This is a genomic window from Pedobacter suwonensis, assembly GCF_900111825.1.
In the GTDB taxonomy this organism is placed as follows: Bacteria; Bacteroidota; Bacteroidia; order Sphingobacteriales; family Sphingobacteriaceae; genus Pedobacter; species Pedobacter suwonensis.
Genome location: NZ_FOJM01000015.1, coordinates 133,497 through 146,735, shown reverse-complemented (window position 1 = coordinate 146,735; position 13,239 = coordinate 133,497). Strand labels below are relative to the sequence as shown.

Genomic DNA, 13,239 nt, shown 5'->3' with positions numbered 1-13,239 from the left:
ACATTTATATACAATCTGATATTAGGGTTGAAACTGGAAATCCAGTTTCTTCAAACCATTCTGTACGTCTTCATTTCCCATAAATAACTTCCAGAGCAGACCTGAACGGTAATTTTCGATCATCACTACCATTGGTCCCTGATCAATGCCCAGATATCTTTGAGGATACCAGTTATCAGTTTCGGAAAAAGCATCGTAGAAGCCGTATTTTCCCCAAACTTTGTCTCCCAGATCTTCGTAGAGGTGCCTGATCACTTTCATCGATCCTTTTGGGGTATAGGGGATAGAGGATATGGCTGCGGTAGGAGAGATTACGCCAAAATCTTCCTGAATACTGTGAGCGGCGTATCCTTTTACAGAATAACTGGCCGTTAAACCCCAGCTATTTTGGCCATAGCCTTTAAATTTCTTTGGATTAGCCACGCAATAATCATGTATGGCTAATGTTTGATTGACATTGTTTTGCCAATAATCGGCATAGCGGTCTTTTAATCCTTTAGGATTTAAACCTAAATAGGAATAGTGCGCCCAGAATAATGGACCCACAGAGATTTTTGCACCTTGATAATCTAAAGGGATATGATGCCCGTATAGATCGAAATTTGCCTTGATTGCTCCATTTCTTGCCCAGCCTTCATGATAAACTTCGGCAGGTACGCTATGAGTTGGAGAAGAGGCTGACATTACGTACATAATTAAACATTCGTTATAGCCTTTAACAGGAAAATTCATTTCCCACTGGTATTCTGGCGACCAATGCCAGTACAATACATTCTGGCTACCATTGCGGTACCAGTTAAAATCAATGCCTTTCCAAAGTTTGTCAGCTTTTTCAGCTAAAGCTTTTTCGGCATCTGTTCCGTTTTTATAATATTCTTTAATGCAGATTAACGCCTGTGCAACAAATGATGTTTCTACAAGATCGCCTCCGTTGTCTTTTTGTCCGAATGGACGTACCTTACCGGTTTCACCATAAATCCAGTGTGGCCAGGCACCATGAAAGCGATCTGCTTTGGATAGAAAATCCAATATTTTATTTAACCGGTCTAAACCTTCCCTTTTAGACACATAATTTCTGTCAATCCCGCTTAAAATAGCCATCAAGCCAAAACCGGTAGCACCGGTTGCAACGGTGTTCTTGTCGTTTTCGGGATAAACATTATCTACATGATAACGTTCGCGACCGGCACCAGATGTCGGTTCTGCACCATCCCAAAAATACTGGAAAGTCTGTTTTTGAACGAGGTCAAGCAATTGCTCATCACTAAGGTTTTTCTTAATGCTGAGGTCAGGATTATAGACTTGAGTTTTGGCTTTAGAGCATGCACCGAAAACCAACAACGAAACCAAGATAATTGATAATAATGAAATTCTTGTAGGATAGATTTTTAACATCATAGAAGTGTGAAAAAAGGGTTGCCAGTTATCTGGCAACCCTTTAAAATTATGTTTTAGTAACCAGGATTTTGCTTAAGCAAACCTCCACTTAAATCAATTTCAGTTTGTGGAATTGGCCAAACTTCATTTTTATTGGCTTTCCATCCTTTAGGACCAAATACGGTTAATGCTCTTCCTTGTCTGATTACATCGAAATAACGATCGTTTTCCATCGCAAGCTCAACCTGTCTTTCTTTCCAGATAGCTGTTCTTAAAGCCGTCTGGTCCGTTGTAGTCACATCAGGTAAAATTGCCGGATTTGAGCCTCTTGCACGTTTGCGTACCCTGTTTAACGAGGTAAGCGCCTGCGTAGGATTTCCGAGTTCGTTAGCAGCTTCCGCATTCATAAGTAGTATATCAGCAAATCTTAATACCCTTATATTTTGTTGCGCACCTTCATTAAAGCCTGATATTCTTGTATTAAACGGAACATAAGATTTTTGATTATAACGAGGATTCGGTACAGATGTAGGAACAAGGTCGCCCTGTGGAGTAGTTTCTCCTCTGAACAGAATAGTAGCGTCTTTTCTTGGGTCTCCGGTTTCATACGCTGCCTCCAATTCTGCAGATGGTGTATTAAAACCCCATCCCATAACGCCTGCTACTCCTTGCACCTGACTGTATTGTGAGTTAGAGGCAGCAGCGTTGCCTTGAATTAATGAAGCTTGTACTTCAAATAAAGATTCCACACTGTTTTCATTTGCTTCCCTAAATCCTTTTTCATAATCAGGAAACAGATCGTATCCCAAAGTCATTACCTGATTGGTTAGCGCAAGTACATCAGCCCATTTTTTCTGATACATGGCAACTTTTGCTTTCATGCCCAATGCAGCGCCTTTTGTTGCTCTACCTAAATCAGTTGCCGGATAAGACTGTGGTAGCACAGCAGCCGCCTCTGTAAGGTCTTTTTCGATTTGGGCATAAACAGTAGCTTTGTCTGATTGTGGAAGATTGTACTCGCTATTGTCTCTCGGTAGGTGTAATCTTAATACCACATTTCCATAGGCACGAACCAACCTAAAATAAGAGTATGCCCTTACAAATTTAGCTTCTGCCAGATATCTGTTTTTTAAAGATTCATCCATGCTAATATTAGGAATTTTATCAAGAACCTGATTACAAAGATTGATATTTTGGTATTGTCCATTCCAAAAACCTTCTAGTGACCCCTGTGTAGAAGTTACCGTAAACTGATCAAAAAGGTTAAAGAATGTTGCATCGGTAGGCGTACTGCCTTTATCTGCTTCATCCGAGCCGGTACTTTCAATAGCAATTGCATTAAATGCCACATTATCCCAGCTGCGTAAATTGGCATAAATGGCGTTTACGCCCTTTAGAGCATCATCACCCGTTTTCCAAAAGGTAATAGATGGTTGTTGTCCTTGTGGCGGAACATTAAGGAAGTCTTTTTTACATGATGCAGCGAAAAGCATTGCGCTTAAGGCTGTTGCTACAAGGCAAGACTGTATATTTATATTTTTTTTCATTTTGATGTCGATTAGAAAGTTACGTTAACTCCGAAATTATAAGTCGCGAACAAAGGATAAACGTTTGTATCTATACCTGCACTGGTTGGCACTCCACCCACTTCAGGACTGAAGCCTTTATAGCCAAATATGTTTACAGCATTTTGAGCATTTAAGAATACTCTAAGCCTTTGCATTTTCCACTTATTAACAATTGCAGTTGGCAAGCTATAACCCAGTTGGATATTTCTTAATCGGATATAATCACCCTTTTCTACATAAAAAGAGCTCGGTGCATTGTTTAGGCCTCCTGCTAAATTTGCTGACGCATAGGTGTTAGATGTACCTGGACCAGTCCAGCGGTGATCAAAGAAATCTTTGGTGTAGTTTTCATTACCAAAACGGTTGCTGAGATTAGCATTAAATACATCGACATCTGCAACACCTTGAATATCTAAGGTTAGATCGAAGTTTTTGTAGGCGAAATTTGTATTTAAGCCATAGGTAAATTTAGGATTTGGATTTCCTAGAACAACTCTATCTTTTAAATCAATTACACCATCGTTATTGATATCAGCATATTTGAAATCTCCTTTTTTGAAACCCGGCCAAGCAGCAGCTTCAGCATCTGTTTGGAAAACACCTATAACCTGATAGCCGAAAAACTCTCCAATCGGACGGTTATTAACTGTTCTCGTAGATAAATACCCACTTGTCAGACCTGCACCACCGCTATAAATGGGATTATCACCGGAGGTAACATTCATAACTTTATTGTTATTAATTCCGACGTTGCCGCTGATTGAATAGTTAAAACCTCCAGTTGTTTTATCTGCCCAAGTTGCTAAAAATTCAAATCCGCGGTTTCGAATATCGGCTTGGTTTGCAATTAACCGACCATTAACAGTTCCTAAATTTTTAAATATTGGAATATCGAAAATAGCCTGTTCCGTTTTTCTGTTATAATAATCAGCTTCAACTGTTAATCTGTTATTTAAAAAGCCCATTTCCAGACCTATATCTGTACCAGCGCTTCTTTCCCAGAATAACGTAGGTGGTACCAGCATTCTGACGCTTGCACCGGTATATGGTATACCACCAAAAATAGCAACTAAGCTTGGCGTTTGATCTACAGTTTCGGTAGAAGGGTTGAAAGGAACGCCGGCGTTTCCAACTTTACCCCAGCTTCCCCTTAGTTTTAAATTGCTAAAGATTTTTTGGTCTTTCATAAAATCTTCATTGCTGATTACCCAACCTGCACCAATTGAAGGGAAGTTGCCCCAAAGATTGTTAGAGCCAAAAAACTGAGAAGCACCATCTCTTCTAACAGATGCATTGATTAAATATTTGTTTTTGTAGCCATAATTTACCCTGGCGAAATAAGATGCAAAGGTTGATAATTCGCCCCTGTCTACTATACTTCTGCTAGCTGCATTACCTAAAGCCAGATACAGATCTCCTTCTGAAGTATATGGTACGTTTAATGCGTCGGCATTAATTGCATAAAGTTTATTGCGCTGAGCAGTTTGTCCCAACAAAACCGTTAAACTATGATCCGCCCATTTTTTATCATATGTTAACGTATTTTCAATAATCCAGTTTCTGTTTTCAACGCGATCTATATCCAGTTTACTGTTTGTATTTTGCTGGGTATTACTTGCTTTGTAAACTCCTACATATCCCCTAACTTCTTCCTGGCCAAAATCACCACCAAAGCTTGTTTTAAAGGTAAAGTTCTTTAGGAATTTTAATTCTGCATAAACATTTCCGGTAACCTTATACTTTGTTGTATTTTGATTAAAAAAATCAAGCGTAGCCTGAGGATTCATGTTACTTCCATTACCAAGGTTAAATGCATTTGGATCGCCATAGCTTCCATCAGCATTAAATACGGGTACAACCGGAGATGCGGCATACAATGCCCTAAAAATACCTGAAGGAGCATCCTTAGATTTGCTAGAGGTAGCGGTAACATTATACCCCACCTTTAAGGGGTCAAAAATTTGAAAATCGTTTGATAACCTCGCAGTGTATCTTTTATAGTTATTGTTTTTTACAATACCATCCTGATCTAAGTAACCGAGAGATAGGTTATAAGTAGACTTTTCTGTTCCACCACTTACTGATAGCTGATGGTTGGTCACCAAAGCATCCCTTAAAATGACATCGTACCAGTTTGTGCCTTCGCCTAAATTAGTATTTGCGAATAAAGGAGCGACTGGTGGATTTAATAAGCTGTAAGCCTCATTTACGGCAGTAGCATATTCCGATGCATTTGCCATCTCAACCTGGTTGGTTACTTTTTGAAAACCTACAGTTCCGTTATAGTTGATAACAGCATCTCCTCGTTTTCCTTTATTGGTGGTAACCAAAACGACACCATTCGCAGCTCTGATACCATAAATAGATTGCGAAGAAGCATCTTTTAAGATGCTAATGTTTGCGATGTCTGCAGGATTTAAGAAGTTAATGTCATCATACCAAACACCATCTACTACGTATAAAACGCCGGTATTTCCATAAATGGTTCCAGTCCCCCTAATTGTAATTTTAGGTGATGCACCTGGAGTTCCTACGTTTGTGATGGAAACTCCTGCAACTTTTCCTTGTAATGCACTTACCGGGTTAACTGATGGTTGTTTGGAAATATCTTCTCCTTTAACATTTCCTACAGATCCAGTTACATCAATTTTTCTTTGTGTACCATAACCTACCACCACAACCTGCTCTAATTGCTGTGTAGAAGATGCCAATGATACATTAATGGTAGTTTGATTGTTTACAGCTTGCTCAGCTGCTGTGTAGCCTACAAAGTTGAATACTAATGTAGCGTTGGCCGGCGCGCTAATAGAGTAGTTGCCATTTACATCTGTTTGGGTGCCACTTTGTGTGCCTTTAATTAAAATAGATACGCCAGGTAATGGGGTCTTGTCACCGCCATCGATTACCTTACCTTTTACAGTAATGTTTTGCGCTAATGCTACGTTAATTGTTAGCAAACAAAATGCAGCGAGAACAGAAATTCTTGTAAAGATTCTTTTCATGCTTTATTATAAATTTAGTTTAATTGTTAGTTAAATGTGGGGTTGTTTTGGTAGATGTGCAAGTGATTTTACCTCTACATTAATACATCATCGTAGCCTTTGGAGTTTCGAAGGCAAATAAACCAAACGCGATTTCAGGTCAAAAACAGAGTTTTTTTCAGTTTTAATGGAATGTTAGTATCTTGCTTTGTGTAAAAAGTACACCAAGTATTTTGTGGGGGTTGCAAAATTGTGATGAGAGGTAATGATGTAGTCCCTAACGAACTGAAAAATCGTAAAAAGCCGCGAAAACGATTTCTTAAAATAATAATCGTTTAATGATGATGTGTTGTCTTTGCATGGATGATAATTAAAAAAATGAAATCAAAAGGCTAGAGTTCCATTAAAAATTCGGTTAAATTTTTGTCGTGTGGCACCTCGAGTTTTTTACGTAAACGGTATCGGCGAATTTCAACTCCTCTTAAACTGATATTCAATAACGACGACATTTCCTTACTGCTCATGTTCATCCTTAAATAAGCACATAGTTTTAGATCATTCGGGACCAGATCAGGATGCTGGGCTTTTAACTTTTTAAAGAAGCTCTCATGGGCTTCGTTAAAACTGTTCTCGAACAGGTGCCAGTCGCGTTCATCATTCATCCCGTCGTTGATCACCTTTTGTATTTTACGGGTCTGCTCTTCCGAAAGTTTCTTACCATTTTCATCCTTTAACTTGGTAATGTCGTCAGCCAGTTTTTGAAGCAACTCGTTTTTGTATACCAATGTCATTGCAGAATTAGCCAACTCCCTATTCTTCGAAGCAAGTTCAGCCTGGAGTTTTTCCGTTTGTAATTTAATAATCTGCTTTTCGCTTATTTCAGCTTCCTGCCTCAATTTTTCTTCCTGCTCTGCTTTTAAACGATCGGTAATTTTCTGACTATCTCGCTGCAGTTTCTTTTCGTATATTTTTTTACCCAAAATTAAAACTGCCACAAACAGGATGGTATATAATAAAATAGCCCAATTGCTCAAATACCATGGTCGTAGGATGGTAAATGTATAAATTGTTTCATTACTAATTGTATTATCGTCAACTTTTGCCCTCACTTTAAAAGTATAAGTGCCTGCGCTTAAATTGGTGAAATCTTTTTGCGTAGCCGAAGACCAATCAGACCAGCTGTGTGAATAGCCTTCCAGATAAAACTGGTATTTCACTTTAGCTTGTCTGTAATAAGGTAGCGCATAAGAGATGCGGATATTGTTTCTGCTATTATGGATTTCTGCTTCTTCGTTGCTATTTCCACCTTCACTGATTAGTGAGAATTTGTCAGTAATATCTTCTACCCGTCTGATTAAAACAGAGGGTAGTTTTTTCTTTTCCTGGTTGAGCTGTTCAGTAGGGTTATAGATTACAAAACCGTCATCAACACTGATGAGATAAATGGAGTTACTGATGCGACTGATATTTTCATAGTATTGCACCATCCGGCCATCCAAAATGCTGAATTGATTAGAATCTATTTCTACCTTGCCCGGCTCACTAAAGTTAACCATCGCCGTTTTGCCATGATTAATAAACCAGTATTTTTTACTGCCTGCGGGGATGATTTTGTTGGAAGTTTCGAATGAGCCCAGGCTTTTATTGAGTGCCTCATATTTGGTGAATTTGTTGCTGAGTTCATCATAGGTATAAAAGCCGACATCAGACGAAAAAACAATTTTATTCTCCAGGTTGAAAATGTTAATGTTATAATTACCAGGTAAGCCATTTTTCTCATCGAAGTATTTAGTGCTCGTTACCCTGGTGTAATCGGGGCTAAGGCTTAATTTAAATAGACCTTTATAGGCATGTCCAACCCAGATATCTCCTCTGTTATCTTGTTCAACATATCTGGAAGGCGCTTGAAAGCCCGCTATTTTAGTCGCGAACTTTAATCCAGAACCTGGCGATTTAGTAAATAAAGATAAGCCTGTATAAGTTCCCTGAACAAGGTAATTTGGATTTGAATTTAGTTTTTTGATGGTCCAGCCACCTGTCGACCTCGATATCCATTCTATTTTATCTCCCAAAACTTTAAAGGTACCGCTGTTATGACCGCAAATTAGCTCATTATCGATAATTGTCAGCTCCCAAACCTGACCCTGCGAATTAGGAATTAAACGGAAATTGAAAGGCAAAAGATTGTCTGGCGACCACTCGCTGTAAAACAGCCCTTGATTAGTGCCTAAGTAGATTTTATTGTTGAAAATAATACTGGAATAGACCGTTCCAAACTGACCAGTTTTATCGAAGTAGAAATATAAGGGTGAATTCAGTTCTATCCGGTCGATTCCGTTGTCCAGTCCTGTCCATAGATTTTGCTCGTTATCCGCGTATAAGCTTAAAACCGTATTATTCTGCAAACCGCTAGATTTATTGATCCGCTGCACAATTTTTCCATTTTCATCGATTATGATCAAGCCGTTAAGAATGGTACCATATGCGAAATACTTGCCCAACAAACTTACTCCATTGTTAAGCTGGTAGGTTTTCAGGTAATTATTAGCGGGAGTATTTAAAGGCCTAAAATCTTTACCATCATAAGTAAACAATCCCTGTTTGCTTGTCCCAATGATCAGGCCAGTATGCTTATAGGGAAGAATAGATAATATACCCTCTTTGCCTAGTTTGTCACTATTGGGAATATAGACTAACTTGTTGCCGAGCAGTTCAAATAAGCCTTTTTCCAGCACTTCTATAAAGTACCTGTTATTTACCTTATGCAGAAATAGAAACGATGCCGGTGACTTTATCACCTCTATTTTATTATTTCTATAAATAAATATTTTGGAAAAGGACTGGAAGATTATCCTATCCGGATCAACATAGATTTTCCATACCTCATCATCTATTTTTATCCCTTTCGGCAGCAGATTGGTAAGTGAATGGTAGCTTAATTTATTGTTTTTAATTGCCCAGTAACCAAATTCGCCAAAACTACCGGTATAAATTTTTCCACTTTTATCGGTTGCTACAGCTCTAACAATCTGCCTGTTCGGCATTTGGTATTTCTGCCAGTAACGTCCATCGAAAGTTAACAATCCTTCCGCATTGCCAAAGTACATTACACCATTTTTATCTTTGGCTATGCTCCAGTTCTGATTTCCTGACGCATAAACCGCTTTTGGATAATTTTCAATGTAAGGAACGCCAATACTTTTAATTTCTGATGCGGCGCTGGTTATAGTAACGCAGAATAATAATAGTAAAAGCCTGAAGTAGTTTAGCATAAAGTGATATTGGGTACACCCATTATGCCACAAAGTAAAGAAAAATTGTTAGAACATGCGAGAGGTGATGGATGTTAAGGATTCAAGCATGAAAAGATCGAAATTTTAGTAGTTCCTAAAATTGCCGACATTTCGAGGGGTAATTTATTGCATTAAATCGATATAAGTGATATAACATTTAAGGAAGTAGCGCACTAAACCTAAAGGATCAGCCCGCTACACTGGCTAGTTCTTGACCGTCCATGAACCAAAAATAAAATATTTTATTTGCAAATCGGGTGCAATGAAATCGAGAAGCACGTAAGTGCTCAGCGAAGCTAAATCTGTTTCAACAGAGCTCTCTATTTCACTGCGTTCCAGTCGAGATGACAATCTTTCTATTAATTTCTTTACCCTTTTACCGCTACCGGCTGCGGAACCTTTACATAGTAACCTGTACCATCGTAAGGGCGTTTGCGCGGATTGGTTGTACATGCTACCGAGCAGCAGCCCTGAAGCTGTTCTCCACAGGCATCGCATTGGGTAATATGCTCATTACACTCAGGATTGGCACAGTTAATCATTTTTGGTGTCGTAACTCCGCAATTATAACAAACTGAAACCACTGTTGGATTAACCTGGTTCACATCCACTGCTATTCGGTTATCGAATACGTAACATTTACCTTCGAAATCTTTTCCGCCAGCTTCCTTGCCATATTTGATGATACCACCATGTAATTGATAAACATTGTTAAAGCCATGGTGTAATAGTAGGGCAGATGCTTTTTCGCATTTAATCCCACCCGTGCAATAAGTAAGTATTTTTTTGTCTTTATATTGGGCAAGCTGGTTAATCTGCTCAGGAAAATCACGGAAATTCTCTATGTCGAGCGTTACCGCATTTTTAAATTTGCCAAGATTGTGTTCATAATTGGAACGTACATCCAGGATTACTACATCCTCTTCATCCTTCATTTTCATGAAATCGACCGGTTCTAGATGTTTACCGGTTTGTTTGTTGGGATCGATAATTGTCGTGTCCCTTAAACCAGAATGCACAATTTCCGATTTGTAACGGCAATGCATTTTCAAAAATGAAAGCTCTTCTACATCATCAATTTTAAACTCTGTTTTGGCGAACCTTTCATCAGCATGTATCGCTTTCATATAAGCTTCGCAGGCTTCCGGAGTGCCCGATATGGTACCATTTAAACCTTCGTCGGCCACGATGATACGGCCAACAAGACCTAAAGATTTGCAAAATTTAAGATGATCGGCTGCAAATTGCTCTGCCTCTGCTATGTAGCTATAGCAATAGTAAAGTAGTGTCTGATATTTTTTCATAACGCTGTTGATACCGTTGCAAACGGCGTTTAAAGCGGTGCAAAGATAGTAAAAAAGGTTGAAGGTAGAAGGCTTAAGAAGGAAGGTTTTTTTATGATGTAAAATGGAAAATGTAGAATGGATTGCGAACCGACCGCTCAGCAACTTCTTTACTGAATAGATAAATTATATAAAAAAGTAAGATGGAAAATGTGTTGTCTGCCATCATCCATCTTACATAAAACATCTTCCATATTAGAATCCGTACGCGATCCTGAATCCCTGCGTCAACTTACGTCCACCGTCATAGGCAAAGCCGTAGCTGGCACGCAATACCAGACGTTGGATACCGAAATAGAATTCTTTATAATTCCTTTTTTCGGGAGACGATAAATAACCTCCACCAATAAATTCCTCCAGTTTTGCTTTACGCAACAAGGGAATTTTATTCATAAAGAAACCTGCAAAATTATGTTCTAAGTGCGCTTCGAAATATTGTTGATTGGTGCTAAACTGATAGAAGTCGAGGTACTGGAATTTTCTGATATTAGGAGGGAAAATAGTGGAAATGTTACCCGCGAAATGTTTAAAGTCAGGATAATACATGTTTTTGTTGTTCAAAAATTTACCCACACCGGCCAAAAAGGAGGTATAGCCCCATAATCCCATCCCGATCCTGTCTTGAGAAACTTCCATCTTCACAAAATCGTAGTCAATATCGCTATTCAATACACCATTAAAACCTTTTTTATATAATAATGTAATTTTTGGGAACTTCGATTCGGTATAAAACTTGCCATCCGGACGGGTGATATACTGCTGCCCGAAGGTATAGGTTAAACTTGCCGTTGCGCTGAAAGAATTATATGTAGGGAACAGCGGTATCTCTTCATTTGGACTGAAAGGGTTGTTCGAAGTAAATTCGAGGTCCTTAACGTCTATAAATTTGAAATTGGTATTATTGGTGAGGTTTTTATTCCTGCTGTAATCCAAGGCCAAACTTCCCTGAAGGCCGGAGACGAGCTCGCGGGTGGTATTAATATTTATAAAACTCTTTTCGTAAAATTTGGCAAAGTTTTTTTCATAAAATAATGAGTTAATGGTATTGCCAAGCTGTGTCATAGAGCCCAGATTGTTCAGGTCGAATATCCCATTTCCGAATGATGCGCCAACACTGGCCCGCTTACGTGGATTGTAATAATAACTTCCGCTCAGACTTCCGGTAAGCTTCTGGTTGGCGAAACCATATCTCAACTCAGGTCGGATGGAATAAGATCTTCTGTTCTCAAAATCCTTGCGATAGGTAACACCATATTTTATGGCAAATCCTTCTACTGTGTTGTAAAATATAGCTTTTAATACAGGGTCGAAATTCCAATACTCTTTATCGTACCGGTCATTGATGCTTACACCCCTGAGCAAAAGCTTACCTATTCCGAATTTGTTATTTTCTCTTTCAAGAGAATCGAGATATTTTTTCGATTCTTTTAGTTTCGCTATGCTATCTTTTTTGACGTAGTTGATCTTTTCGTCTTCCGTTAGCGGGATAGGCCTGTTGTTTTTCCAATAAATGGAATCTTTTTTATTTACCATTTCGGTAACTTTTAAGATCTCCCCATTAAAAAAGTGTTTTGGGAATTTAGGATCAAGGTTATAATTGCTGTAAATACCAACATAATAACCGTCTATTTTAAATCCCAGCACATTACCGCCAAATTTAAAGTTAATGGCAGTAGGCATATACGCTTCATTAACCTTGGTAAACTGCTGGCTGATGTGCAGCGTATCAATGAAATTGATGCCTGCTTTTTTAGTGAGGTAAACATCGGTATTGTAAATTCTCCAGCTATTATCGATAATATAAATAATTCCCCTGAAAATAGGGTCGTTCTCGCGACGTGGAATCACTTCTATTTTATGGATAGTTTCCCCGTTTTCATTGCTTTCGCCTAATAATTTATATTTATAATAAAAAAGGGCATTATCTGCGATAGGTGAAATGTATCCTCTCGTACTCAATTTGTTTTCAAGCAGGTAATTGTCGTAAAAATCGATGATCAGATCGGATGCCTTATTAAAACTGAATGTATTGTTTCGGCCGGCAACTTTTGATGAAATCATTTCTTCGTGTACCTCATTGGGCCGTTTGAAATTAAATTTGCTCTGTGATTCTGAAAGGTAAATAATACCCCTCCGGTTAGTGTCAAGTTCCAAAATTTTCTGTATATCCTGACCGAAGAATTTTTTAGGTGCGCCTTTTAACCTTTGCACTCCTTTAATGTATACATCACAGCTAAACGCTTTAACTTCATTCAAGTGTGCTTTTCGTTCCTTAATGGCTTTTCGGATAATGGCATAGGCCGGATCTTCAGCACTGGCCGTGATATCCACGTTTTCTAGCGTATAACTTTCTGAGGTTAAGATAACGTTGAGCGATTGATCTGCAGATAAATTGACAATATGATCTTGTTGTTTATAACCAACAGCCCTAAAACTTAAAGTGTATTGACCATTTTTGAGTTTTAACGCATATTTTCCATCAACATTTGCTGATGTTCCTTTGGTGGTATTTTTTAAATAAACAGTTGCAAAAGGAATAGGTTGGCCGCTATTATCTTTAACCAAACCAGTGATGGTAGATTGCTGAGCTAAAATAATATTGGTAAATCCGCAAAAAAACAGGAGCGATAAAATTCTTATCATATGTTGGGTTAGTAAGCTATAAATATCGAATAAC

6 protein-coding genes are annotated in these 13,239 nt (G+C 38.4%); all 6 read right to left on the bottom strand.

All coding sequences use genetic code 11. From position 1 onward, the window contains the following. Positions 1-21: 21 nt before the first annotated feature. Positions 22-1,398, bottom strand: a complete 1,377-nt coding sequence (locus tag BM107_RS18820) for a glucoamylase family protein (RefSeq protein WP_244278858.1) — start codon at positions 1,396-1,398, stop codon at positions 22-24. Between the two features lie 53 nt (positions 1,399-1,451). Further along, positions 1,452-2,924 carry a RagB/SusD family nutrient uptake outer membrane protein gene (locus tag BM107_RS18815; protein ID WP_244278857.1) on the bottom strand — a complete coding sequence of 491 codons (1,473 nt, stop codon included), beginning with the start codon at positions 2,922-2,924 and terminating at the stop codon, positions 1,452-1,454. An 11-nt stretch (positions 2,925-2,935) separates the two neighbouring features. Further along, positions 2,936-5,947, bottom strand: a complete 3,012-nt coding sequence (locus BM107_RS18810) for a SusC/RagA family TonB-linked outer membrane protein (protein WP_090986153.1) — start codon at positions 5,945-5,947, stop codon at positions 2,936-2,938. A gap of 371 nt (positions 5,948-6,318) precedes the next feature. Continuing rightward, complete coding sequence (locus tag BM107_RS18805; RefSeq protein WP_090986151.1) at positions 6,319-9,198, bottom strand: triple tyrosine motif-containing protein; 2,880 nt, start codon at positions 9,196-9,198, stop codon at positions 6,319-6,321. 389 nt (positions 9,199-9,587) lie between these two features. After that, on the bottom strand, positions 9,588-10,523 hold the full coding sequence (gene trhO, locus BM107_RS18800; protein ID WP_090986149.1) for an oxygen-dependent tRNA uridine(34) hydroxylase TrhO: 936 nt from the start codon (positions 10,521-10,523) through the stop codon (positions 9,588-9,590). Between the two features lie 234 nt (positions 10,524-10,757). Then, complete coding sequence (locus BM107_RS18795; RefSeq protein ID WP_090986147.1) at positions 10,758-13,205, bottom strand: DUF5686 and carboxypeptidase regulatory-like domain-containing protein; 2,448 nt, start codon at positions 13,203-13,205, stop codon at positions 10,758-10,760. Positions 13,206-13,239: the final 34 nt, after the last annotated feature.

What these genes read in the sequence shown, in the direction of transcription:
- BM107_RS18820 (WP_244278858.1), bottom strand. Translation starts at nt 1,398, where the DNA reads ATGATGTTAAAAATCTATCCTACAAGAATTTCATTATTATCAATTATC.
- BM107_RS18815 (WP_244278857.1), bottom strand. Translation starts at nt 2,924, where the DNA reads ATGAAAAAAAATATAAATATACAGTCTTGCCTTGTAGCAACAGCCTTA.
- BM107_RS18810 (WP_090986153.1), bottom strand. Translation starts at nt 5,947, where the DNA reads ATGAAAAGAATCTTTACAAGAATTTCTGTTCTCGCTGCATTTTGTTTG.
- BM107_RS18805 (WP_090986151.1), bottom strand. Translation starts at nt 9,198, where the DNA reads ATGCTAAACTACTTCAGGCTTTTACTATTATTATTCTGCGTTACTATA.
- trhO (WP_090986149.1), bottom strand. Translation starts at nt 10,523, where the DNA reads ATGAAAAAATATCAGACACTACTTTACTATTGCTATAGCTACATAGCA.
- BM107_RS18795 (WP_090986147.1), bottom strand. Translation starts at nt 13,205, where the DNA reads ATGATAAGAATTTTATCGCTCCTGTTTTTTTGCGGATTTACCAATATT.